This window comes from Luteibacter sp. HAY1-4A, assembly GCF_056755355.1.
In genome coordinates, this window is the sequence record NZ_JBNDHZ010000001.1 from 74045 (window position 1) to 98230 (window position 24186).

Genomic DNA, 24186 nt, shown 5'->3' on the forward strand with positions numbered 1-24186 from the left:
CCGCCTTCGCCTACAATCAGGCATCGACCCGCGGATCGTGTCTGCCATGGCCTTACGTCTTCTCGCCGTACTCGTCGCCCTCGTCATCGTCTGGAGCGTGCCGCAACTGGCCCGCTGGCGCGACCAACGCTGGTTCCGTCTGTGGATCGACCGTCTTACCGACCTCTCCGGGCCCGGCAAGGTCGCCGTGGTGCTGCTGGTCCCGGTCATCGCCTGCGCCATCGTGGCCGGCATCCTCCGTTCCCTTCCCTTCTTCGAACTCGGCTGGCTCGTCTTCGCCATCGCCGTGCTGGTTTATGCATTGGGCCCACGCGAGATCGAGAGCGACATCGACGCGGTCCTGCACGCGAAAGACACCCTGCGCAGGGACGAAGCGGTGGCCGCGCTGCGCCACGACGACGCGCCGCTGGGCTGGTTCGCGCCCGTCATCGTGGAGGCCGCCTTCTACGGGGCACTGCGCCGCCGCTTCGGCGTGCTGCTGTGGTTCTTCCTGCTCGGGCCCACGGGCGCGCTCGGCTATCGGCTTGCCCAGGTCCTCGCCCGCGACGCGGCACTAGCGTTGGACACGGCCACGCGTGCCAGCGCGCGCCGCGTGGCCGATGCGCTCGACTGGATTCCCGCGCACCTGATGGTGTTCGCCATGGCGCTGGTGTCCGACTTCGACGCCGTCATGGGTGCGTGGAAACAATGGCACCGCACATCGGGCAGCCCCCGCTCGCGCCTGGAGCCGGATTTCCTGGGAGCGGTGGCACGTGCGGGTGTCGACGCCGACGTGGAAGCCGGCGACGGCTACGTACAGGACGTGAGCGATCCCATCGCCGAACTGGAAGATGCCCGCCGCGTCATCCGGCGCGTACTCATCGTGTGGCTGGCGGTAGTGGCGGTGATCGTGCTGGCCGCCTGGTTCGCCTGACACCTTTCCGGTCAGGCCTCGGTGTAGGAGCCGCTTCAGCGGCGAGGGATGCTCGCGACACGCCCGCCGCCGCGCGATCGCCGGCATAGCCGGCTCCCACACTCAGGCCTTGTCGCCACGCAGCTCCGACACGCGCGCCTGCAACACCGCCGCATCGGCCTGGCCAGCCGGCACAGGCGCACCGCCGACCAATTCGATCTTCGACCAGAAGCGCCTCGGGAGACGCGCGCGACGCAGCGCGCTGTCCCTGCGACTGAAGATGCTGCCCCACATGCCGCGCAATGCCAGCGGCACGACGGGAACCGGCCGGCGCGCCAGGATACGGTCGACGCCGGGACGGAAGGCCTGGATGCTGCCGTCGCGGGTGATGCCTCCCTCCGGAAAGATGCAGACCACCTCGCCATTGGCCAGCGCCTCGTCCACGAGTTCGAACGCGCGCTCCATCAGGGCCGGATCTTCCTGGCGCCCCGCGATCGGAATCGCTTTCGCCGTACGGAAGACGAAACGCAGCACGGGAATGTCGTGGATCTTGTAGTACATGACGAAACGCATCGGCCGGCGCACGCTGGCCATGAGGATCAGCGGATCCATGAAACTCACGTGGTTGCAGACCACCAGCGCGGCACCCTCGTCCGGCACGTTCTTCAACCCGTCGACGCGTACCCGATAAAGCGTGTTCACCAGTATCCAGGTGATGAAACGCATCATGAATTCGGGAACGAGCGTGAAGATGTACACGGCCACCGCGATATTGACGAGGCCGGTAACGAGGAAGATCGTCGGCACGTCCAGGCCCAGTGCCGTCAGGCCGATGCCGAAGGCCGCGGCAGCGCAGATCAGCAGTGCGTTCACGATGTTGTTGCCCGCGATCACGCGCGAAAGGCGCTCGCGAGGCGCTCGGCTCTGCACGAAGGCGAACAGCGGCACCACATAGAAACCCGCGAAGGCACCGATCATGGTGAGGTCGAGCATGGCGCGCCATGCGCCGGGCACGCCGATGAAAGCCATCCAGTTCAGTGCGATGCCCGGCGTCACGCCGGGGCGCGCGAAGTAGAGATCCACCGCGAACACGGTGAGTCCGAACGCGCCCATCGGCACGAGACCGATCTCGACCCGCTTGCGTGACAGGCGTTCGCACATGAGCGAGCCGATGCCCGTACCCAGCGAGAACAGCGTGAGCACCAGCGTGTTCACCGAGCCGTCGCCGCCGAGCACGTGGCGCGTATACGTCGGCAACTGCGCAATCATCACCGTGCCGAAGAACCAGAACCAGGAAATGCCGAGCACGGCATTGAAGACGGCCCGGTCTTCGTGCGTGATTTTCAGTACGCGCCAGGTCTCGCTGAAGGGGTTCCAGTTGAACCGCAGGTCCGGCGCCGTCGCCGGGGCGGCGGGAATCGCGCGGCTGGCGAGGTATCCCGCGCAGGCGATGCCGATGGTCGTGAGCGAGGCGGCCAGCGTGCCGTAGCCGGCGATAAGCATCAGCGAGTTGCCGACGATCATGCCGATCAGCATGGCGAGCTGGGTACCCGTTTCCACCAGGGCATTGCCGCCCACCAGCTCGCTGCGCTCCAGCGCCTGCGGAAGGATGGAGTACTTGATGGGGCCGAAGACCGTCGAGTGCACGCCCATGAGGAACAGCACCACGAGCAGCAGGGACACGTGGTGCGTGAAGAACCCCACGGCCGCGAGCGCCATCGCGGCGATCTCGAACAGCTTCACGTAGCGGATGATCCGCGTCTTCTCGAACTTCTCCGCCAGCTGACCGGCGGTGGCCGAGAACAGGAAGTAGGGAAGGATGAAAAGTGCGGGTGCCAGGTTCGTGTAGAGCGATACCTGTGCATCCGGCAACGCCATCTGGAAGGCCACCAGCATGACCATCGCGTTGCGGAATGCATTGTCGTTGAAGGCACCGAGCGCCTGCGTCCAGAAGAACGGTGCGAACCGTCGCTTGGCAAGAAGGGAGAACTGCGACATCCGGTGCGATCCGATCCTGTGGGTACGCGTGAGTGTAGCCGGTCGCGCTAACGCACAACCAACGCAGAAACTGTGCGGGACGTCTTACGAGGGAGCGGATCAGACGCAGCCGCGCCTGATTTCAGCGATGCCCTACAGCGATGCGCAGGCTCGCCCGCCAATCTCGTGCCACCCACACAGCCAAGGACATGGCCACCATGAAACTCCGATATCTCGCACTCGCACTGGCGGCTGCATTCGCCTCCCCGGTCGTCGCGGACACATGGCATGCATCCCACGACGCCGCTCCGGCGGCGCCCTTCGTCATGGAGCGGCACGATCTCGCTGCGGTCCTGGCCGCGGCGTACAACGGCATGGCGCCGCTGCCGAAATCCTGGACGGACGCCGCCACGGACACGGCCTGGGTTCGTCGTAGCGACCTGGCGGAAGCAGCCGTGCGCAACAGGGTATTCGAGGCCCTCGATCGCGGCACCACCATGCTTGTGGTCGGACCGCCCAGCGACGACGGCGCCGACGTCGAAGCCGAAACATTCGGGTTCGGGGCTTCGGACGCCATATCGGCCTATCGGCGGTCTCCCGAGGGCGCACTGGAGGTCAAGACCATCGATGCCGCCCTGCACGTCGACGAAGCCGCCGTGGCCCTCGACGCCTGGATGACCCATCGGCAGCAGCCACCGGTCCTGCACCCGCTGGCCCGGTCGATAGGGGCGGCGGACAACGCGTCTGGCGAGGGAGCGCACGTACCGCGGGTGGAAATCCATCAGGACAAGTCGTTTCCCGGCGGCCGGTCCGTGCGGCACCACATCGTCGTGCTGCGCGACATCGAAGCCAGCCGCGACCAAAAGGTGGTACTGGTGAACACCGAGGTCGACATGGCTCCGTCCATAAACGGCGCGGCTTGGAATGGCCGCTACCAACCTGACGGCAAGGGCTACGCCTTGGCCATCCCCGACCGCTATGTCGTCACGACCCAGCTCGCCGGCGTCGGCGTTCCGGTGCCTCTTACCATCGCCCAGTACGAGCCCCAATCCGACGGCGCGACCGAGCGCGCGATCAACGAAAGCTTGACGGTGAAAACGAGCTATGGCGCGAGCGCTTCCTTCGACATACTGGAGGGGCTCGAGAAGAACAGCGCGCCACACCTCGACAAGATGGTGCTCGGCTTCAACTACGGCAAGGAACGCACCGAACAATCGTCCGTCACGATGAATCTCAAGGACTACTTCATCGAGACATCGACGCGGGACGGCCAAGGCGGCACCCGCGCGATCGACTGGGTTTTTCCGCTCGCCCGCGACATCGCCAGGGACACGTCGTATTTCAGGGACGGCGACGGACTGGACGGTCCTCTCAATTCCACACGACGCATGACGCCGATGATGCGGCGGGCGACCTTGCAGACGGCTTCCGTGTGGCGGTTACCGGGAAAATACGAAGGCCATCTCGACATCGTCACCCGTGCCACGGCCAATGTGCGCATCTACGATTCCCTCGAAGGCACCTCCGAAGCGGGCCCCGATCGCGATGCCGATGTGGCCTTCGTAACACGTATCAACCTCGGCTCGGCGTACCTCACCCGTCAGCCCACGGTTCGGCTGCAGTCGCTGCACGGGCTGGGTGAGTGCTTGGCGCAGCCCGATGCAGATGCACCGCACCTGCGGTTGCAGGCATGCGGCAAGGGCCCGGGCGGAAAGAGCCAGCAGTGGTTCCTCGAAGCGGACATGACCTACCGCAATCGCGGCAGCGGGCAGTGCCTCACCGCCGACCCGGGTACCGGGGACGTGTACGCCGCGGCCTGCACGGCGACACCGTTGAACCAGCAATGGCGCTGGTCAGCCGATCGCATCCAGTCGATGTACGAGGGCGGCAACCGGTGGCGGCTGCAGGTGCGTGACGGCAAGCTGAGTGCACGCTTCGACCCGCGGGTGCACCAGGAACTCATTTCGAACCAATACCACGCGTTGCTGCGCCCGTGGTCGTCCTACCCGAACAAGCCGAGCAAGGGTGATGTGATTCCCAACCTCGCCGGTGCCTCGCCCTTGATCCCCGAAAGCTATCTGCAATACAGCGCGGTGGGCACCGAGGAACGCTGGCAGCCCTTGCCGGTGCGCACCGGTTTGTAATGGCAAGGGCGAGCGCGGTTAATCCGTCGCTCGCCCCTTCGCTTACCGACGCGACAGCGCGCGATGCGCGATATCGCTGCGATGGAACGCACCGCTGAAGTGGATGCCATCCACCGCCGCATAGGCCCGCGCACGCGCTTGGACGAGGTCGTCGCCGAGCGCGCATACGGCGAGCACGCGTCCTCCCGCCGTGACGGGCCGTCCATCCGCACCGTCCGCGGTACCCGCGTGGAACACTTTCACATCCGGGCCGAAATCGGTGTCCGCGCCCGTAATGGGATCGCCTGACCGCACCTTGCCCGGATAACCGCCGGCGGCGATCACCACGCCGAGCGATGGGCGCGGATCCCACTCCGCCCGTGCATCGCCGATGCGTCCGTCCAGAGCTGCTTCGACAAGGTCCACGAGGTCGGAGCGCAGCCGCAGCATGATCGGCTGCGTTTCCGGATCGCCGAAGCGCACGTTGAATTCGATGACCTTGGGCGCACCGGCCTTGTCGATCATGAGACCGGCGTAGAGGAAACCCGTGAACGGCATGCCATCGGCGGCCATGCCCGCGAGGGTGGGTTCGATGACTTCGCGCATGACACGCGCGGAGACTTCGTCCGTCACCACGGGTGCCGGAGAGTACGCGCCCATGCCGCCGGTATTCGGGCCCTTGTCGCCGTCGTCGCGACGCTTGTGGTCCTGGCTGGTGGCCATCGGAAGCGCATGCGTGCCGTCGGCGATTACGATGAAGCTGGCTTCCTCGCCGTCGAGAAATTCTTCGACGACCACGCGCGACGAGGCATCGCCGAAGGCCTGCTGACCAAGCATGTCCTCCAGCGCCGCTTCGGCTTCGCCGAGCGTCATTGCCACCACCACGCCCTTGCCGGCGGCAAGGCCATCGGCCTTGATGACGATGGGCGCGCCTTTCTCGCGAACGTGCGCCAGCGCGGGAGCGAGTTCGGTGAACACGGCGTAGTGCGCGGTGGGAATGGCGTGGCGGGCGAGGAAGTCCTTCGCGAACGCCTTGCTGCCTTCGAGTTGTGCGGCGGCGGCGGTCGGGCCGAAGCAGCGCAAGCCTTCGCGTGTGAAGCGATCGACCACGCCGGCCACGAGCGGCACTTCGGGACCCACCACGGTAAGCCCGACATCCTCGCGACGTGCCAGGGCCACCAGGCCGTCGATATCGGTCACGGCTACGGCTTCGTTCCGCATGCCCGGCTCGCGCGCCGTTCCGGCATTGCCGGGCGCCACGATCACCTCGTCCACGCGCGGCGACTGACCGAGCTTCCAGGCCAGCGCATGTTCGCGCCCGCCGCCGCCGATGACGAGGACTTTCATGGGATTCTCCGGATGTCGAGCCAGGCATTCTAACGTGGGCTCGAACACAGGCGAAGAAACCTCCATGCTCGGGGAGGCCTTCTGTGGGAACCGGCTATGCCGGCGATCCCGCGGCAGCGGGCAACCTTGCCGCGAGCACCCATCGCCGCTGAAGCGGCTCCCACACTAGAGCGCGGGCCGGATCAAAGCCAGCAAGTCGCCGCGCGGGAGCTTGCCGGTCTCGTTGCGCGGCAGGGTCTCCACCATGCGTAGCGGGCGCGGGAGGAAGACGGGATCCATGGCCTGACGGAGCGCGGCGAGTACCGCTTGTTCCGTCATGTTCGGAGCGACCACCAGGCCCGCGATGCGGCGTATGCCGGAGGCGTCGGGTTCGTCGAGCTGGAACAGCACACCGTCGCGCACGCCCTCGATGGCCAGCAGGCGGCGGTTGAGGTCGCCGAGCGATGCGCGCTTGCCGGCGATCTCGAGCAGGTCGGTGTTGCGTCCGCGCAGGCGGAAGCGGCGGCCCTCGTCGTGCAGGGTGACGATGTCGGCGAGCGCGATGGGCTCTGCCAGCTGCGGGGCGTAGACCAGCGTGCCGTCGGGCTGCGGATGCAAGGTCACGCCGTCGTAGAGCGTCCAGTCTTCATCCATCGACGTCCGCCGGCTGGCGAAGACACAGGTTTCCGTCGAACCGAACACTTCGCACACCGGGGCCCCGAAGCGCCTCTCCGCTTCGGCCGCCAGTTCCACCGGCATCGGTGCGGTGGCCGATACGAAGGCGGCGAGCGTGGGCAACTGGATGCCGGATTCCACGATGGCGCGAAGGTGCACGGGCGTGATGACCAGCACGCGCGGCTCGGGCATGGTGCCCAGCGCCGCCGCCACGTCCGCCGGGAAGAAAGGACGCCCGGCATGCACGCTGACCTCGGAGAGCAGCGGCATCAGCACGGACATCTCCATGCCGTACATGTGTTGCGGCGGCACCGTGGCCACGAGGTCGAACGACCCACCTATGGCCTTGTCGAGCATCCGGGCGTTGCCCGCGTTGCTCGCGACGAAACCGCCCCAGGTCTTGATGTTGGGCTTGGGCCGGCCCGTCGAACCGGAGGTGTAGCCGATGGCGACCACCGCTCCCGCTGGGATCGACGGAACGTCGTGGCTCGGTGTCACGTCGTCGCTCAACGGCGGCATGCACAGGTAACCCGCGGGTGCCGGCGACAACGGAAGTTCGCCGATGGCATAGGCACCCGGATGGCCGGCCATCACCTCGTCGACCGCGTGCGGTGCGCGCGATGGCGGCAACAGGTTGGCCTGGCCTCGTACGACCAGGGCGGCAAACGCCACGAGGAAGGCGTAACGGTCCTCGCACAGGTTGACCGCACTGTCGGCCTCGGGAAGCAGGGCCGCTACCTGGCGTACATGGCCCAGGAAGGTGGCGGCGCTGACCGGGCGGCCTTCGCGCCACGCGATGGGCCGGGACAGCGCGCCGACCAGCAACGGCGAAGGAGCGCCCACCAGGCGCCCGGTGATCTCATGAACGTTCGACGACAACGGCTTTCCCCCGGCTCAGGCGCGGATCATAGCGCCGCTCAGGGCGTCGCGGATGACCGTGGGCCGATCGAGGCCGCCCAGCGGTGCATCGAGGGCGCCGTCCAGCCTGTCGCCGAAATAGCGCTCGAGCGTGGCGAGGTCCCGGGCCGGCGATTCGCCGTGCGGGTTGGCGCTGGTGGACACCAGCGGCCGGCCGAAGGCCCGGCACAAGGCCGCGGCGGGCTCGTGCGCGGTCACGCGCAGCGCAATGCCGGCGTGTGCGCCGGCGACCCAATCGGGTACCTCGGCACTGCGTGGGAACACCCACGTGTTCGGGCCGGGCCACGAGCCGCGCACCTGCGCCATCACGTCGGAGGGCACCTGGGCGAGGTCGATGTACGGTTCGATCTGCGCGAACTCCGCGGCGATCAACAACACGCCCTGCGTTGCCGGGCGCTCTTTCAACGCGAACACGCGTTCGAAGGCGGCACGGTCGTGAGGGTCGCAGCCGAGGCCGAAGACGGCCTCCGTGGGATACGCAAGGACGCCGCCACCGCGCAGGATCGCGACCGCCGCGTCGAGACCGGAGGGATGGAAGCGCTGCATGTCAGTCGGCCGCGCGCGACACCGTCTTCGCGGCCTTGCCGGCCGACGCGGTTTTCGCGGCGGTTTTCTTGGTGGCCGTCTTCTTCGCCGCGGATTTCTTTGCCGTGGCTTTTTTCGCAGCCGTCTTCTTCGTCGCCTTTTTGGCGGCCGTCTTCTTCACGGCCGTCTTCTTGGCGCTGGCGTCCTTCGTGACGGCCTTCTTCGCCGCGGTTTTCTTCGTGGCCGTCTTCTTGGCAGCACGGCCGCCGCGCGGCTTCTTCACCGGAGCGGCCGCCAGCAGTTCGGCGCATTCGGCTTCGGTGAGCGTCTTCGGCTCGCGGTCCTTCGGAATGCGCGCGTTCTTCTCGCCGTCGGTGATGTACGGACCGTAGCGGCCGTTGAGCACCTGCACGCCGTTGCCGAAGTCGAGGATGGTGCGGTTCGCGATCGCCTCGAGTTTTTCCTGCACGAGCTGCAGCGCGCGCGGCAGTTCGATGGTGTACGGATCGTCCTCGGGCTTGAGCGACGCGTACGTGCTGCCCTGCTTCACGAACGGCCCGAAGCGGCCGATGCCCACGGTGACGTCTTCGCCTGCCTCCGACTGGCCGAGCGTGCGCGGCAGCTTGAACAGTTCCATCGCCTCGTCGAGCGTGATGGTGTGCATGCTCTGGCCGGGGCGCAGGCTGGCGTACGTGGGCTTGTCCTCGTCGTCCTTGCTGCCGATCTGCGCGTATGCGCCGTAGCGGCCGAGACGCACCGACACCGGCTTGCCGGTCTTGGGATCGGTGCCGAGTTCGCGCGCGCCGGTGGCTTCGCTGCGGTCGACGGATTCGGTCTTGTCGTCCACCAGCGTCTTGAACGGCTGCCAGAAGCGTTCCAGCAACGGCACCCAGGCCTCTTCGCCGCGGCTGACCGCATCGAGTTCGTCTTCCAGGCGCGCGGTGAAGTCGTAATCCACGTACTGCGCGAAATGGCCGGACAGGAACTGGCTGACCGCGCGGCCGACGTCGGTCGGCTTGAAGCGGCGGTTCTCGAGCAGGACGTACTCGCGGCTGAGCAGCACCTGGATGATGCTGGCATAGGTGGACGGGCGGCCGATGCCGTATTCCTCCAGCGTCTTCACCAGGCTGGCTTCGGAATAGCGCGGCGGCGGCTCGGTGAAGTGCTGGTCGGCGTCGATCTTCGACACCGGCACCACGTCGCCCTGTACCAGGCGCGGCAGGCGGCGCTGGTCGTCTTCGTCATCGCTCTTCTGGTCGCGGCCCTCTTCGTACACGGCCAGGAAGCCGGGATCGATCACCGTGGTGCCGCTGGCGCGGAACGCGGAATCGGCCACCGGGAACTCTACCGACACGGTGTTCAGGGTGGCATGCACCATCTGGCAGGCGACCGTGCGCTTCCAGATCAGTTCGTAGAGCTTGCGCTGGTCGTCGTTGAGGAACGACGCAACACTGCGGGGCGTGCGCATGGCCGACGTGGGACGGACGGCCTCATGCGCTTCCTGCGCGTTCTTGGACTTGGACTTGTAGACCTGGACGGCTTCGGGGAGAGCGGTTTTGCCGTATTCGCGCCCGATCAGGTCGCGGAGCTCGGCCAGCGCGTCGTCGGAAAGCGCCACCGAGTCGGTACGCATGTAGGTGATGAGGCCGACGTTGCCCTCGCTGCCGAGTGCCACGCCCTCATAGAGGCCCTGGGCCACGCGCATGGTGCGGCTGGTGGAGAAGCCGAGCTTGCGCGCGGCCTCCTGCTGCAGCGTGGAGGTAGTGAAGGGCGGCGCCGGGCGGCGCTTGCGCTCGCGGCTGGTGACTTCGCCGACGGTGAAGCGGCCTGCCGCGGCCTTCTCCAGCGCGGCACGCGCCGCCATGGCGTCGGCTTCGTTGGTGAGGTCGAACTGTTCGAACTTCTTGCCGTCCAGCTTGACCAGGCGGGCTTCGAAGGCGCCGTCGGGGTGGGTCAGGCTGGCCTGGATGGTCCAGTACTCGCGGGCCTTGAAGGCTTCGATCTCGAGCTCGCGCTCGACGATCATGCGCAGCGCCGGCGACTGCACGCGACCGGCCGACAGGCCGCGCTGCACCTTGCGCCACAACACCGGGGAGAGGTTGAAGCCCACCAGGTAGTCGAGGGCGCGGCGGGCCTGCTGGGCGTCGACGAGGTCGTGCGACAGCTTGCGCGGGTTGGCCACGGCCTCCTTGATCGCCTTGGGCGTGATCTCGCTGAACACCACGCGCTGGACGTCCTTGCCCTCGAGCAGGCCGCGCTCGCGGAGGATCTCGCTGATGTGCCAGGAGATGGCCTCACCCTCGCGATCCAAGTCGGTCGCGAGGTAGATGCTGCTGGCCGCCTTGGCCGCCTTGGCGATGGCGTCGACGTGCTTCTCGTTCCGGTCGATCACCTCGTAGGCCATGCGGAAGCCGTCCTCGGGGTCGACGGCGCCCTCCTTCGGCCGCAGGTCGCGGACGTGGCCATACGACGCCAGCACCTGGAAGTCGGCTCCCAGGTACTTGTTGATCGTCTTGGCCTTGGCCGGCGATTCGACGATGAGGAGGTTCTTTGCCATGCGTTACCCGATTCGAGGAGTGCGGGGGCGAGTGAACCCCAGCACATGTATATATTTAGTTGGAAACATATCGCCGTGATGGCTGTCAAGCCGCGGCTACCGGACCACGCGCTGGTAGCGGTTGCCGGGCAGGGTCGCGATCTCGCCTTCGAGTTCCAGTATCAGCAGCATCGACGACAGCGCCCCGGGGGAGAGGCCCGTCGTGCCCACAAGGGCGTCGAGGGAGGCGGGATCGTACCCCATGACGTCGAGCAGGCGGCGATATTCCTCATCCTGGCGCCAGTCGAAGGGGCCGGTCTTGCGTCTGCCGGCCTTGCCGGCCGGCCCGCCGGCCTCCAGGCGGGCGCGCAGTTCGGCGCCGAGCTCCATGGCGGCCGGGGCCAGGGCGGCGAGGACCTCCTCGGGCCGCTGGACCAGCCGGGCGCCCTCGCCGATCAGGGAATGGCAGCCCTCGGCCAGGGGGTTGTGGATGGACCCCGGCAGGGCGAATACCTCGCGCCCCTGCTCGCCGGCGCAGCGGGCGGTGATGAGCGATCCGGAGCGCAGGCCGGCCTCGACCACGATCACCCCGAGGCTCAGGCCGGCGATGATCCGGTTCCGCTGCGGGAACTGGTGCGCCAGGGCCGGCACGCCGGGCGGGTATTCGCTGACGATGGCGCCCTGTGCCGCGATGCGGCGGGCCAGGGCGTGGTGCTTGCGAGGGTAGACGCGGTCCGGACCCGTGGCGATCACGGCCACGGTGGGCTCACCGGCGTCCAGCGCCGCCGCGTGGGCGGCCCCGTCGATGCCGTCGGCCATGCCGCTGGTGACCAGGAGGCCGGCGGTGGCCAGTTCGGAGGCGAAGCGGCGGGCATTGGCCAGCCCGGGCTCCTGTGCCCGCCGGGCCCCCACGATCGCCACCTGCGGCCGCAGGAGGAGCGACGCGTCGCCCTTCACGAACAGCGCGGCCGGCGGGTCGGGAATGGCTTCCAACTGCGGCGGGAAGTCTTCCTCGGTGCAGCGGAGCATGCGCTGGTCGTCGCCGGCCAGCCAGGCGAGGTCGTTCGCCAGCGTGGCTTCGTCGGGGCGCTCGATCCAGGCCTGCGCATCGGCGCCGAGGGCGTCAGGGTGGCGTTCCAGCCAACGCAGCAGGGCGGGCGCGCTGCCGCGGGCGACGAGGCCCTCACGCAGGCGCCGCGCGCTGAAGTCGGGAATGCGGAGAAGGATCAGCCAGTCGCGCAGGTCGTGGTCGGGATCGGTCATCCGCGCAGTTTAGAGCGCGCACGACGGCTTCCTGTCGGAACAAGCCGCCCGATGGGGTAGCGTTTACCCGCCTGTCGGAGCGCGCGGCGTGGCGAAACTACGCCTTCCTCAGGAAACAGGTCTTGAGGACCAGTCCCTTGATCTTCTCGGCGTTGCCTTCGATGTGTTCGGGGTCGCCATCCACGAGGCGGATATTGCGGATGACCGTGCCTTGCTTCAGCGGGATGGACGAGCCTTTGACCTTGAGGTCCTTGATCACCACCACCGAATCGCCGCCCTGGAGCACATTGCCGTTGACGTCACGGACGACTGCCTCGCCTTCCTCGGCTTGCGCGGCAACCTGCGGCCATTCGTGCGCGCAATCCGGACAGACGAATTGATCGCCGTCCGGGTAGGTGTTTTCCATGCCGCAGGTGGGGCAGGCGGGGAGGTGGGAAAAGGGCATCGGCGGGTTCCTGGATTTCGCCAAGTATACCGCCCCGTTCCGCCTCCCTATTCCGGCATCACCAGCTTGTCGCCCTTCTTCAGCGGGCGCAGGGCGTCCATCACCAGCGCGTAGCTCACATGGTCGAAGGTGCGGAACACCATGAGGTGGCCGCCGTACTCGTCCGGCAGCTTCACCTTGCGCGACGTGTCGCGGCGGTTGTAGTTGCCGCTGACCTCGTCGGCGATGGTCTCGCCCTGGCTCATCACCGTGAAGGTGGTGCCGTTGTCGACGCCGTCGGCCGAACCGGCCGAAATGGACACGACCTGACGGCTGCCCACCCCGCTCATCGCATCGGTGAAACCGATGACGCGCGCGTCGGCAGGCACGGATTTCGGTGCGTGCGGATAGAAATAGGGATCGTAGGGCTTGTCGTCGACCTGCATCAGACGGTCGCCCTTGCGCACCTCGAGGGTCGAATCGACCAGCACGAGGCTGGCGACGTCGCCATTGGTGGCGATGACCTCGGCCGTGCCGATCACCGAGACTTCCACGCCACGGTCGTCGCCCTTGCCGGTGTGGGTGTCGTGGCGGGAATCCTCGCGCCAGGGGCTGGGCGCCATCGACACGTCGCTGTCCAGTTCGTCGGCCACGAACGAACCGTGCGACGGGTTGTGCAGCATGTCGAAGCCACCCTCGTCGCCGCCGTGGTCGCGGAAACGGTTGGTGGGGCGCACGATGGCCCAGCGCTGCCCGGGCTGCGCCGAGTCGAGGTCACGGGCGTAGATCTTGTTGCCCGGCGTGGCGCGCAGGTGGGCCTCTTCGAAGCCCACCAGGTAGGGCGCCTGCTCCACTTCGTCGGCGTTCACCACCCGCAGTTCCTTCAGGAACATGCGCAGCTCGCTAAGCGGGATGGCCGTGATCGGCTCGCCTTCGCTGCGCACCCGCGGCTGCAGGCCGATGCGCGGACCGCCGCCCAGCATGGACAGGTTGAGCACGTCGCCCGGGTAGATCAGGTGCGGATTCCGAACCTGGGGGTTGGCCTGCCAGATTTCCGGCCAGAGCCAGGGTTTACGCAGGAACCTCGCCGAGATATCCCACAAGGTGTCGCCCTTGCGCACCGTGTAGGTGTCCGGATGGTCGGGACGGAGCTCGGACACTGCCGCATAAGCGGCCACGGTGAACAGCATGCCGCCAAGCAGCATGGCGAACTTCTTGATCATGGCGGGTTTTCCCCCTTCCCCGGTGCTGTCGCGAGTGTAACTGAATCGTTAATGGGCACAATACGTGCCCCGCGCTAGAATACGCGGGCATCCTACCTTCGCCGCTGCTTGGATTTCGCCGATTTGCCCGCAAATCCGCGGACGAGGCGCCACATTCGGCCCGTGAACGTTTCAAGGTGACACCGTGTCCACCCTCGACATCCTCGAATTCCCCGATCCGCGCCTGCGCACCGTCGCCGCGCCGGTCACCGTCTTCGACGCCGAACTGAAGCAGTTCGTGGCCGACATGTACGAAACCATGTATGCCGCCAACGGCGTCGGTCTGGCCGCCACCCAGGTGAACGTGCACAAGCGCGTGCTGGTCGCCGACATGAGCGACGACCGCAACCAGCCGCTTGCGCTGATCAACCCGGAAATCCTCGAGAAGGACGGTCAGCAGGTCTACCAGGAAGGCTGCCTGTCGTTCCCGGGCATCTACGCCGACGTAACCCGCGCGCTGCACGTAAAGGTTCGCGCGCAGGACGTCGACGGCAAGGAAATCGTGATGGAGGCCGAAGGCCCCCTCGCCGTCTGCATCCAGCACGAGATGGACCACCTCGCCGGCAAGGTCTTCGTCGACTACCTGTCCCCGTTGAAGCGCGGCATGCTGCTCAAGCGGATGGAAAAGCAGCGCAAGGCCAGCGCCTGACCGATGGCGAACCCTTCCCTGCGGGTGGTGTTCGCCGGAACGCCTGATTTCGCCGTTCCCTGTCTCGAAGCCTGCCGTTCCTCCGGCGCGGAGGTCGTGGCCGTTTACACCCAGCCTGACCGCCCCGCCGGCCGCGGGCGCAAGCTCGCCGCCAGTCCCGTGAAGGAAGCCGCGCTCGCCGCGGGCATTCCGGTCGAGCAGCCCGAGTCGTTCAAGAACGAAGCCGACCGTCTTCGGCTGGGGTCCTACGCGCCGGACCTGATGGTCGTCGTGGCCTACGGCCTCATCCTGCCGCGCAAGGTGCTGGCGATCCCGCGCCTCGGTTGCTGGAACGTGCATGCCTCGCTGCTGCCGCGCTGGCGCGGCGCCGCGCCCATCCAGCGGGCCATCCTCGCCGGCGACACGGAAAGCGGTGTCGACCTCATGCAGATGGAAGCCGGCCTCGACACCGGCCCCGTGCTGGTCGAACGGCGCACGCCCATCGCCGCCGACGAAACGGGCGGCAGCCTGCACGACCGCCTCTCTGTCCTTGGCGCGGATGCGCTGGCCGAAGGGCTCCGCCGCACGATGGCCGGCGAGACGCTGGCGCCGCGTACGCAGGCCGTGGACGGCGTGGAATACGCGCACAAGCTCGACAAGGCCGAGGCGCGCCTCGATTTTTCGCAGGCGGCGATCGCATTGGAACGCAAGGTACGCGCCTTCGATCCATGGCCCGTGGCCGAAGCGGACGTGGCCGGCGAACGGCTGCGCATCTGGTCCGCTCGTGCGGTGCAAGGCGTGTCCGGCGCCGAGCCGGGACGCGTCGTGGCCGCCACCCGTGATGGCATCGACATCGCCTGCGGCGAGGGCGCGCTGCGTCTTCTTGCCGTGCAGCGGGCCGGCGGCCGCCGGATCGGCGTGGCGGATTACCTCAATGCCCGCCCGGAGCTGAAGCAGGCCGCGTCGTGAGCCGCGCGCCTTCCGTGCGCGCGCTGGCGGCCGAAGCGCTTGCCGACATCGCCCTGTCGGGACACTCGCTGCGCGATGTGGCCGACCGCGCCCTGCCCCGCTTGCCCGATGCGCGCGACCGCGCCCTGCTCACCGCGCTGCTCAACGACGGTGCGCGCTGGTGGCCGCGTTTCGATGCCGCACTCGATCTGCTGCTCGACAAACCGATCCGGCGCAACGAACCGGTGATCCATGCCTTGCTGGTCACCGGGCTCGTACAGCTCGAGGTACTCGAATTGCCGGGGTATGCTGCGGTGGCCGCCACGGTCGAAGCCGCACGCGAACTTCGCCGCCCGCGCCTCGCGGGACTGGTGAACGCCGTGCTGCGGCGTTGGCAACGCGAGCGCGCCGCCTTGTCGGCCAAGCTCGACGCCAAGCCCGCCACGCGCCACGCCCATCCCACCTGGCTGGCCGAGGCCATCGCAAGCGACTGGCCGGACCAGGTCGACGACATACTGGCCGCCGCGAACACGGAGCCGCCGCTGGTGCTGCGCGCCAACCGGCGGCGAACCACCCGCGAGGCACTGGCGGAACGGCTGCGCGAAGCCGGCCAGGAGCCGACGCTCCACCCCTGGTTGCCGGACGGACTGGTCCTGCCGCACAGCACCGACGTGACGCGTCTGCCGGGATTCGCGGAAGGCCTTTTCGCCGTGCAGGATGGGGCCGCGCAGGTGCCTGCCGATCTTCTCGATCTTGCCGATGGGCAGCGCGTACTCGATGCCTGCGCCGCGCCGGGCGGTAAAGCCTGCCACGTGCTCGAGCGGGCGGACCTCAGCCTGCTCGCGGTGGAATTCGAGGCGAAGCGGGTACCACGCATCCGCCAGAACCTCGAGCGCCTGGGCCTTACCGCCGAGGTGGTCACAGGCGATGCGGGCGATCCGTCCGCGTGGTGGGACGGCCGTCCGTTCGATCGCGTGATGATCGATGCGCCATGCTCGGCCACGGGCGTGATCCGCCGCCGGCCGGACGTGCGCTTGCATCGACGCGCGACGGACATCGATGCGCTGGTGGCGCAACAGGAGCGCATCCTCGCCGCGTGCTGGGAAACGCTGGCGCCAGGCGGACGCCTGCTCTACGTCACCTGTTCGCTGTTGCGCCGTGAGAACGAAGGCGTGGTGGGTGCATTCCTTGCCACGCACCCCGATGCCTCGGCGTTGCCCCTGACGCTTCCGGCGGGCCGGCCGGCCAAGGTCGGCTGGCAAGTGTTGCCGGGCGACGGCGACCTGGACGGCATGTATTACGCCTTGCTGGAAAAGTCGCCCACGAGCGCCGCGTAAACGGCTTCGGTGCCACTCACGAAGCGCTCCATTCCGAATTCGGCCTCGGCATGCGCCCGCGCGGCACGACCCATCGCCGGCAGGGCCGCACGATCGTCGAGCATGCGCGACAGCGCCGCGGCGATGGCTTCGCGATTTCGCGCAGGCACGATCCAGCCGTCCTCGCCGACACGGATGTTTTCCGGCAGGCCCGCGTAGTCGCTGACGAGCACCGGCTTCCCCGTCGCCATCATTTCGCGGCACGCGAAGGAAATCGTTTCCACGTCCCAGGACAGCACGAAACCCGCGTCCAGCGCGGCAACCATCGGCCGCACATCGGCAAGCCGTCCTGTGAAATGCACCTGCGCAGCCACGCCCAACGCCTCGATATGCGCCGTATCCTCCGCCTTGGGCAAGCCGCCTGCGAGCACCACACGCAACCGCGACCTCTGCTCCGGCGCCAGCAGCGCCAGTGCCTCGACGAGGTCCATCCATCCTTTGTAGCGCGCGGTACCGGCATTGCTGCCGATGAGCAGCGGTTCCGTGGAAGCAGCGGGTGCAAGCCAACCAGCCCGCAGCGCCGGATCGGCCGGCGTCGGTGAGAAGCGGCCGATGTCCACGCCATTGAAGACGGTGGCGATACGGCAGCGCCCGTACGGCGACGCCTGCACCTGGCGACGCACGAATTCGCACACGGCGATGACCTGGTCGGTGCCGAAGCGTGCACGCCAGATGTGGCCGATGCCGGTCATCGGCTTGGAGTTGTGCTTGGTAAGCACGACGGCCGGCCGCGGCCGCACGCCGCGCAACGCGGACATGACCAGGCGGTGATCGGCGGAACCATTGACGTGCACGATGTCGAAGCGCTCGCGGCGCAGGTAGCCGGCAAGCTGGCGCCGGGCGCGAAAACGCGCCGGCAGGCGCCCCAGCCCATTCGGGAACGGCTGGTCCAGGACCTCTACGCCAACAATATCCCGCGCTTCGCGGTTCAGCCGGCCGCCAGGGGGCGCCGCGACATGCACCCGGTGCCGTGGCGCCAGTCCGCGCGCGAGCCCGAGGATGTATGTGGTGTGACCGCCGCCGTCGCCATCGTGAAAATTCGTGAAGAGGAGCTTCATCGGGGGCGCTATCAGTTCCGGCTGGCCATGGGAAAGCTGAATTCCGGCCGCTACGCCAGTGCATTCCGAGCGGCATCGGCCATCAGTTAAAGTACCATGCCCTCGCCGTGAGGCGTGGCCGCCGTGCCGTCCCGATCCTTCGCAAGGTGCCGAGTGCTCGAAAAATCCAACCCATGGCGCATGTGGATCGTCTCGGTGCTCATCGCCGTCATGCCGCTCACCTTTGCGTTGCCGCTCAAGGCGAAGTCGGTACCCGCCGCCATACTGTTCCTGGCCGGCATCTGGGCGCTGCTGCGTGACCCGGAAACACGCGGCGCCTATCGTCGCGCCGCCTGGGTGGTCGGCCCCGCCGCGCTCGCGTTCGTGTTCTGGCTGGCCAACGTGGCCGGGCACGGCGTGGACATGCGGGAGTTCGACGTCACCTCGCACATCCTCGCCTTCCTGTTCATCGCGGCGAACTTCGCCTCGCCGCTGCGCACCGTGGTGCTGCGCCTCGGCTTCAGCCTTACGGCCGCGGTGCTGGGATGCATCTGCCTGGAACAGCATTACATCGAGGGCATCGACCGGGTCTACGGCATCAACAACGGTCTGTGGGGTGCCATCGAATTCGGCATGTTCATGCTCGTGCTGTCGCTCATCGCCGTGGCGCAGACCTTGCGCAGGGAGTTGGGGCACGGCGAGCGCCTGCTGCACGCTTTCTGCGCCGTGCTGGGCCTCTACGGCGCCTTGCTGACGCAAAGCCGCGGACCGCTGCTGGCCTTCCTGCCCGCCTTCGCCATCGTCGTGCTCATCCAGTCGCGCCGCAGCGGCCGCTGGCGCGAGGGCGTGCTCTTCATCGCGCTTGGCATCGGCGCCGCGGCGGTGGCGGCGACCACGTTGCACGGCGAAGTGTTCTCGCGCTTCGCCGCGGTGTCGGAGGAGATGTCCACCTATAGCGAGCAGGACGCCACCGGTGCCGTGCGCGAACGCCTGGAAATGTGGCGCACGGCGCGCATGGCGGTCGCGGACCATCCGCTGGCCGGCCTTGGCCTCAACCAGTTCGGCGACTACGCGCGGGCGCGCATCGCCGAGGGCAAGGTGAACGCTACGGTGGAGCGCTACGACCACCCGCACAGCGAATACCTCGAGTGGGCGGTCACGGGCGGTATCCCGGGGCTTGTGGTTCTCATCCTCCTGTTCGGCGGCGCGCTGGTGTTTTTCGGCCGAAACGCGCTGCATCCGGACAACACGATCGCCATGCCCGCCACCGCGGGGCTCAGCACGGCCTGCATGTACACGCTGTGCGGCCTTACCGACAACGTGTTCTACCGCGCCATGCCGCATTCGCTTTATTTCTTCCTGACCCTGGGCCTTGCCGTCTACATCGGGCGCCAGCTTTCGCTGTCGGGCCAGGCGGCGCGCTGACGTGGCGTCCATCCACCTGATCGCCTGGGACAACGGGCGGGGCCTGAGCCACGACATCCGCCTGCTCGAGGGTGCGCTGCGCGAACTCGGCCACGCGGTATCGATCACCGCCGTGCCCCGGCGCAGTCGCGGGTTGCCCTGGCGCGCATGGTGGCAGGTGCTGCGCATGCACCTGCGCTGGTTGACTGGGCAAGGGCCGCGCCGCCACGACCTCGGCATCACCCTCGAACACGTGCACACGGCCTACCTCGCGCTCGCCCGGCGCAACGCGCTGGTGCCGAACCCCGAATGGCTTTCGCGCCGCGACCAGCGCCAACTCCATCGCTTCGACGCCATCTTCTGCAAGACCGAAGTGGCACGGGACACGTTCGCGGCGCTGGGCCTGCCGGTGCACGTCATCGGGTTCCAGAGCATCGACTGCCGCCGCGACGGCATCCCGCGCGACCGGGCGTTCCTGCACCTTGCCGGTGCCAGCCGCATGAAGGGCACGGAGCGCCTGCTCGACGTATGGCGGCGGCATCCCGAATGGCCGACCCTGCACGTGCTGCAGTCGCCATCGACAGCCAGGCCCGATCGCCCCCCGGCGGCCGCCAACCTCGACCATCGCGTGACTTACGTCGACGACATCGAAGCCATTCGCCGCTTGCAGAACGCGCATGCGTTCCATGTTTGTCTTTCCGAGGCCGAAGGCTGGGGGCATTACATCGTGGAGGCCATGAGTTGCGGTGCGGTCGTACTGGCGACGGACGCCCCGCCCATGAACGAACTGGTTACCGCCGACCGCGGCTTGCTGGTCGGCGCCACGAAGAGCGGCACGCTCAACGCCTCCGACCTGTGGCAGTTCGACGAGGTGGCGCTCGAAGCCTGCGTGGCGAAAGCGGCAACCATGCCCGATGCCGAGGTGAGCCGGCTCGGGGGCAACGCCCGCGCCTGGTACGAAGCGAACCAGGCCGGTTTCACGGAACGACTGCGCGCGGCGCTTTACGTACTGCTCTGATATCGTTCGTTTAGAATTCATTATCCCCTTGCGGTGACGACGCCCTTGTCCAACAGCGCCTATACCCGGTCGGAACACATTCGCGCCTTGTGGCCGTGGCTGCCACTATGGACCGCGATGGCCCTGCTTGCCATTTTCGCGCACGGTCCCATGCCGATGTTCTCGACGCGGACGCTCGCCGTCGCGTGGGAAATGTGGGCGCACGGACACTGGCTGGTGCCGCACATCAACGGCGACCCGTACAGCGAGAAGGTGCCGCTGCTGTTCTGGTTGATCCACGCGGGCTGGGCCGTGTTCGGCGTCAGCGACGTATGGCCGCGCATCCTCGAAGTGATCTTCGGTGGCGCGCAGCTGGTGCTGGCCTCGGTGCTCGCCGGGCGCCTGTTCCCGTCGCACCCTTGGGTGTCGAAGGCCACGCCGTGGCTACTGATGGCGCTGGCCTATTCGTTCCTGTTCGGCCTGCAGATCATGTACGAGGTACTGCTCGTGGTCTGGGTCCTGGCCGCCCTGCTCTGCCTCGTGCCCACCGCCTCGCGTGCTTCGCCCCGCTGGTGGCTGTTCGGACTGATGGTGGGCGCCGGCCTGCTCACCAAGGGCCCGGTGATGGTCGTGCACGTGCTGTTCCCGTTCCTCCTGGGGCCGCTCTGGAACGACTGGGCACGGCAGAACAAGGCACGCTGGTACGGCTTCGGCGTGCTCGGGTTGCTGCTGGGTTTCGCCATCCTCCTCGCCTGGGCCATTCCCGCCGGCGAAGCGGGCGGCGAGGTCTACCGCCAGCGCCTGTTCTTCACCCAGACCGCCGGCCGCGTGGTCGACACGAAGGCGGAAGACCTGCAGAACCATGCGCGTCCCGCCTGGTATTACCTCGTATTCCTACCCGTGATCCTGTTCCCGCTCAGCGGCTGGCTGCGCGGCATCGTGGCCGTGCCGATGACGCTGTTCCGGAAGCCCTGGCGTCCGGGCACCGGCGCCACGCTGATCGTCGCCGGCATCGCGCTGGTGCTGCTGCTGGCATCCGCATTGACCCATGTTCCCGGCTGGGTCGGAAGCGTGCTGATCGTGCTGGTGGTGGCGCCGCTTTTCGTCGCGCTCCTCCGCCAGCCCCTGGACCCGGGGCTTCGCTTCCTCGTGGCCTGGCTGCTGCCGACCCTGCTCACGTTCTCCCTCATCACGGGCAAGCAGCTCTATTACGTGCTGCCCGAACTGGCAGGCGCCGTGATGCTCGTGTCCGCGGCGGTAGCGGACCTGCGCGAGCGTCATCCGGGGCCCGCTTCGCACTACGCGCTGGGTACGTGGCCGCTTTCGCTGGGCGCGTTCCTGCTCGCCATCGCGCTGTTCGCCATGCCTTCGGTGGTGCCCACGCGGTTCCCCGACAACATCTGGCTCGTGGGCATGGCGCCCTACGCGCGGTTCTTCGGTGTGATCTTCATCGTGCTCGGTGCGCTGCTGCTCCTGCGCGGCCGCGGCGAGATGCGGCGGCTGGCCTTTGCCGGCCTCATCGGCACCGTGGCGCTCAATGCGCTGTTCACGCTGGGGCTCTGGTACCGCTACGACCTGACACCCGCCGCACTCTTCCTTTCCCAGGCCGACGCGGCCGGCCGGCCCATCGGCAACCTCGGCGTCTCGTACAACGGGCAGTACCATTTCGCCGGCCGCCTCATGCATCCCATCGCACGGATCAAGTCCGGCCCCGGCATGCCCGCCCAAGTGGACGACGATGACGACAACGTGGTGCACGACGGCGACAGCCTCGCCGACTTCGCCACGCACCATCCCGACGGTGTCATCGTCTCCTACGCGAAGCATCCGCCGGCGGACGCGTTCCGCTACGCCCGCCTGATCCAGCCCTCGCGCACCGGATGGCTGATGATCTGGGACGCGCCGACGCTCAATGCCCTGCAGGAAGGGCGCCTGCCCCCGGAACCCCGCCAGCCCACCCTGCTCTATCCGCAGGATTACTGGCGCACACGGACTGCCGCGCGATGACCGATCCCCTCGTCGAACGCCTGCGCGCCCAACTCGGCGGCCCCCGCGACGGGGCCTTGCTGCGTTTCTCGCTGGGTAATGCCTATCTGGGCGACGGCGCGTACGCGGACGCGGCCCAGGCCTTCCGCGACGCGATCGATTTCGATCCGCACTACTCGGCCGCCTGGAAGCTGCTGGGCAAGGCGTTGCTCGCCGTCGACGACACCGAAGGTGCCGCGGCCGCATGGCGTTCGGGCATCGAGACGGCCACACGTCGCGGCGACATCCAGGCCGCGAAGGAAATGTCGGTCTTCCTCAACCGCCTGTTGCGTTCGCACTGACCTTGTACGGGTCCGGCCTGTCGTGGGCCGTGTACCGCTTGTAGTGCCACTGGTACTGCGGGAAGGCGCGCTCGACGCATTGCTCCACACCCCGGTTCAGGGCCGTGCAGGCCACCTTGAGATCCGAGCTGTCGATGCCCTCGGGCGCCGGCAGCACGTGGATGCGGAATCCCGCCCCGTCCGGCAGGCGCTCCGCGAAGCTGAAAAGCACGATGGCGCCCGTGCGCGCGGCCAGCCGCGGCAGCAGCACCATGGTGAGCGCATCCACGCCGAAGAACGGGGCGAACTCGCCCTCGCCCTCGCGCGGTTTCTGGTCGGGCAGGATGCCCACGGTGCCGCCGGCGCCCAGGCGCTTGAACAGCGTGCGCACACCGGCCCCTTCCGCCCGCACCTGCTCCGGGGCCAGCTTGCCGCGCACCTTGCGCAGCAGGGCCTCGATGGCCTGGATGCGCGGGGGCCGGTAGAGGATGGCCATGGGCGTCTTGCTGCACAGCCAGTAATTCAGCAACTCCCAGCAACCTAGGTGCGGCGCCGCAACGATCACCCCCTTGCCGGATGCCAGGGCCTCGGCGAAGAGTTCGCCGCCCACCACTTCGCGCACCAGCCCCATGGATTTCTCGGCCCCACCGCCCCAGATGGCGGCCACTTCGGTCACCGACTTGCCCGACTCTTCCATGGTCCGGCGCAACAGGTCCGCGCGATCGGCCTCCCCGAGTTCCGGCCGGGTGAGGCGCAGGTTCACGGCGGTGAACCGCGCGCTGCGCGAGTTCGAACGCAGGGAGCGGCGACCGATCCAGGCGCCCATGGCGTGGACGGTGCGCAGGGGGAACAGGCTGAACAGCCTGAGCAGCAGATAAAGGAGGTAAATGTCGGGGCGCATCCTGCGAAGTGTAGTTCGCGATTAAGCTTGGCGCCCACCGGCCGCTAACGCACTCATGATCGCACTCATCCAGCGGGTCGAATCCGCCCATGTCGAAGTGGAAGGCGAAACCGTGGGGGCCATCGGTGCCGGGCTGCTCGCCCTGGTCGCCGTGGAGCCCGGCGACGGCGAGGCCCAGTGCGTGCGCATGCTGGAGCGCCTGCGCGGCTACCGGGTCTTCTCCGACGCGGAGGGAAAGATGAATCTCGCCCTGGCCGATACCGGTGGCGGCCTGCTCCTGGTCAGCCAGTTCACCCTGGCGGCGGACACCCGCAAGGGCATGCGGCCGAGCTTCACCACGGCCGCGCCGCCCGAGGAAGGCCGGCGCTGGTTCGACCGGCTGGTGGCCCTGGCGCGGGAAGCGCAGCCGGGGGTGGAAACCGGGCGGTTCGGTGCCCATATGAAGGTTCATCTGATAAACGACGGCCCGGTCACCTTCCGCTTGGAGGTGCGCTGAGGCAGCACTGCGCGGAACTTTCGATGTCCCGCATCCATCTCATCGCCATCGGGATCCGCACGGCCGAACCGGCCATCTGGCGCGATTCTTGCGTGCCCTCGATGAGTCCGATCCACTTGAAAACTGGTCAAAAAATCATCAAATGACTATACTGATCGGTTCCTGTAACCCG

Annotated in this window: 21 protein-coding genes; 11 read left to right on the forward strand and 10 right to left on the reverse strand. The window is 67.7% G+C overall.

Annotated elements, in window-relative coordinates; translation table 11 throughout:
* Positions 1-46 precede the first annotated feature (46 nt).
* Positions 47-913: a beta-lactamase induction protein gene (locus ACPYOD_RS00390; protein WP_481299740.1), complete on the forward strand. Its 867-nt coding sequence runs from the start codon at positions 47-49 to the stop codon at positions 911-913.
* Positions 914-1015: 102 nt separating this feature from the next.
* On the opposite strand, the gene ACPYOD_RS00395 is transcribed toward ACPYOD_RS00390, so the two are convergent.
* Positions 1016-2890, reverse strand: coding sequence for an MFS transporter (locus ACPYOD_RS00395; protein WP_481299741.1), 1875 nt, complete (start codon positions 2888-2890; stop codon positions 1016-1018).
* A gap of 197 nt (positions 2891-3087) precedes the next feature.
* On the opposite strand from ACPYOD_RS00395, the gene ACPYOD_RS00400 reads away from it, so the two are divergent.
* Positions 3088-5013 carry a ricin-type beta-trefoil lectin domain protein gene (locus ACPYOD_RS00400; protein ID WP_481299742.1) on the forward strand — a complete coding sequence of 642 codons (1926 nt, stop codon included), beginning with the start codon at positions 3088-3090 and terminating at the stop codon, positions 5011-5013.
* Positions 5014-5055: 42 nt separating this feature from the next.
* Here the strand turns inward: ACPYOD_RS00400 and purD are convergent, their stop codons facing one another.
* From purD to ACPYOD_RS00435, 7 genes are all read right to left on the reverse strand, one after another.
* Entirely contained in the window at positions 5056-6339 is a 1284-nt protein-coding gene (gene purD / locus ACPYOD_RS00405) for a phosphoribosylamine--glycine ligase (RefSeq protein WP_481299743.1), read from the reverse strand.
* A 165-nt stretch (positions 6340-6504) separates the two neighbouring features.
* Positions 6505-7836 carry an AMP-binding protein gene (locus tag ACPYOD_RS00410; RefSeq protein WP_481299837.1) on the reverse strand — a complete coding sequence of 444 codons (1332 nt, stop codon included), beginning with the start codon at positions 7834-7836 and terminating at the stop codon, positions 6505-6507.
* Between the two features lie 51 nt (positions 7837-7887).
* Positions 7888-8457 carry an L-threonylcarbamoyladenylate synthase type 1 TsaC gene (gene tsaC / locus ACPYOD_RS00415; protein WP_481299744.1) on the reverse strand — a complete coding sequence of 190 codons (570 nt, stop codon included), beginning with the start codon at positions 8455-8457 and terminating at the stop codon, positions 7888-7890.
* 1 nt (position 8458) lies between these two features.
* Positions 8459-10993 (reverse strand): DNA topoisomerase I, encoded by a 2535-nt coding sequence (locus ACPYOD_RS00420; protein WP_481299745.1) that lies wholly within the window; start codon positions 10991-10993, stop codon positions 8459-8461.
* Positions 10994-11089: 96 nt separating this feature from the next.
* Positions 11090-12235: a DNA-processing protein DprA gene (gene dprA, locus ACPYOD_RS00425; protein WP_481299746.1), complete on the reverse strand. Its 1146-nt coding sequence runs from the start codon at positions 12233-12235 to the stop codon at positions 11090-11092.
* A gap of 97 nt (positions 12236-12332) precedes the next feature.
* A complete protein-coding gene (locus ACPYOD_RS00430) occupies positions 12333-12680 on the reverse strand; it encodes a zinc ribbon domain-containing protein YjdM (RefSeq protein WP_481299747.1) in 348 nt (115 codons plus the stop codon).
* A gap of 47 nt (positions 12681-12727) precedes the next feature.
* Entirely contained in the window at positions 12728-13882 is a 1155-nt protein-coding gene (locus tag ACPYOD_RS00435; protein ID WP_481299748.1) for a LysM peptidoglycan-binding domain-containing protein, read from the reverse strand.
* Positions 13883-14066: 184 nt separating this feature from the next.
* Here ACPYOD_RS00435 and def point away from each other — a divergent pair, with 184 nt between their 5' ends.
* From def to rsmB, 3 genes are read left to right on the forward strand one after another with little or no spacing between them, the layout of a single operon-like run.
* The gene (gene def, locus ACPYOD_RS00440) at positions 14067-14570 is read left to right on the forward strand and encodes a peptide deformylase (RefSeq protein WP_481299749.1); all 504 of its coding nucleotides are present in this window, start codon (positions 14067-14069) and stop codon (positions 14568-14570) included.
* A gap of 3 nt (positions 14571-14573) precedes the next feature.
* Positions 14574-15518 carry a methionyl-tRNA formyltransferase gene (gene fmt, locus ACPYOD_RS00445; protein ID WP_481299750.1) on the forward strand — a complete coding sequence of 315 codons (945 nt, stop codon included), beginning with the start codon at positions 14574-14576 and terminating at the stop codon, positions 15516-15518.
* Positions 15515-16834 carry a 16S rRNA (cytosine(967)-C(5))-methyltransferase RsmB gene (gene rsmB / locus ACPYOD_RS00450; protein WP_481299751.1) on the forward strand — a complete coding sequence of 440 codons (1320 nt, stop codon included), beginning with the start codon at positions 15515-15517 and terminating at the stop codon, positions 16832-16834. The genes fmt and rsmB overlap by 4 nt, the downstream gene beginning before the upstream one ends.
* Here rsmB and ACPYOD_RS00455 read toward each other — a convergent pair.
* Entirely contained in the window at positions 16795-17931 is a 1137-nt protein-coding gene (locus tag ACPYOD_RS00455) for a glycosyltransferase (RefSeq protein ID WP_481299752.1), read from the reverse strand. The two genes, rsmB and ACPYOD_RS00455, sit on opposite strands and share 40 nt — an antisense overlap.
* A gap of 153 nt (positions 17932-18084) precedes the next feature.
* On the opposite strand from ACPYOD_RS00455, the gene ACPYOD_RS00460 reads away from it, so the two are divergent.
* From ACPYOD_RS00460 to ACPYOD_RS00475, 4 genes are all read left to right on the forward strand, one after another.
* Positions 18085-19335, forward strand: coding sequence for an O-antigen ligase family protein (locus ACPYOD_RS00460; RefSeq protein WP_481299753.1), 1251 nt, complete (start codon positions 18085-18087; stop codon positions 19333-19335).
* A 1-nt stretch (position 19336) separates the two neighbouring features.
* A complete protein-coding gene (locus tag ACPYOD_RS00465) occupies positions 19337-20332 on the forward strand; it encodes a glycosyltransferase (RefSeq protein ID WP_481299754.1) in 996 nt (331 codons plus the stop codon).
* A gap of 117 nt (positions 20333-20449) precedes the next feature.
* A complete protein-coding gene (locus ACPYOD_RS00470; RefSeq protein ID WP_481299755.1) occupies positions 20450-22318 on the forward strand; it encodes an ArnT family glycosyltransferase in 1869 nt (622 codons plus the stop codon).
* On the forward strand, positions 22315-22638 hold the full coding sequence (locus tag ACPYOD_RS00475) for a tetratricopeptide repeat protein (protein ID WP_481299756.1): 324 nt from the start codon (positions 22315-22317) through the stop codon (positions 22636-22638). The genes ACPYOD_RS00470 and ACPYOD_RS00475 overlap by 4 nt, the downstream gene beginning before the upstream one ends.
* Here the strand turns inward: ACPYOD_RS00475 and ACPYOD_RS00480 are convergent.
* Positions 22613-23518: an LpxL/LpxP family acyltransferase gene (locus ACPYOD_RS00480; RefSeq protein ID WP_481299757.1), complete on the reverse strand. Its 906-nt coding sequence runs from the start codon at positions 23516-23518 to the stop codon at positions 22613-22615. The two genes, ACPYOD_RS00475 and ACPYOD_RS00480, sit on opposite strands and share 26 nt — an antisense overlap.
* A gap of 55 nt (positions 23519-23573) precedes the next feature.
* Between ACPYOD_RS00480 and dtd the strand changes: the two genes are divergently transcribed.
* Positions 23574-24014 (forward strand): D-aminoacyl-tRNA deacylase, encoded by a 441-nt coding sequence (gene dtd / locus ACPYOD_RS00485; protein ID WP_481299758.1) that lies wholly within the window; start codon positions 23574-23576, stop codon positions 24012-24014.
* Between the two features lie 23 nt (positions 24015-24037).
* Entirely contained in the window at positions 24038-24160 is a 123-nt protein-coding gene (locus ACPYOD_RS00490; protein ID WP_481299759.1) for a hypothetical protein, read from the forward strand.
* Positions 24161-24186 lie beyond the last annotated feature (26 nt).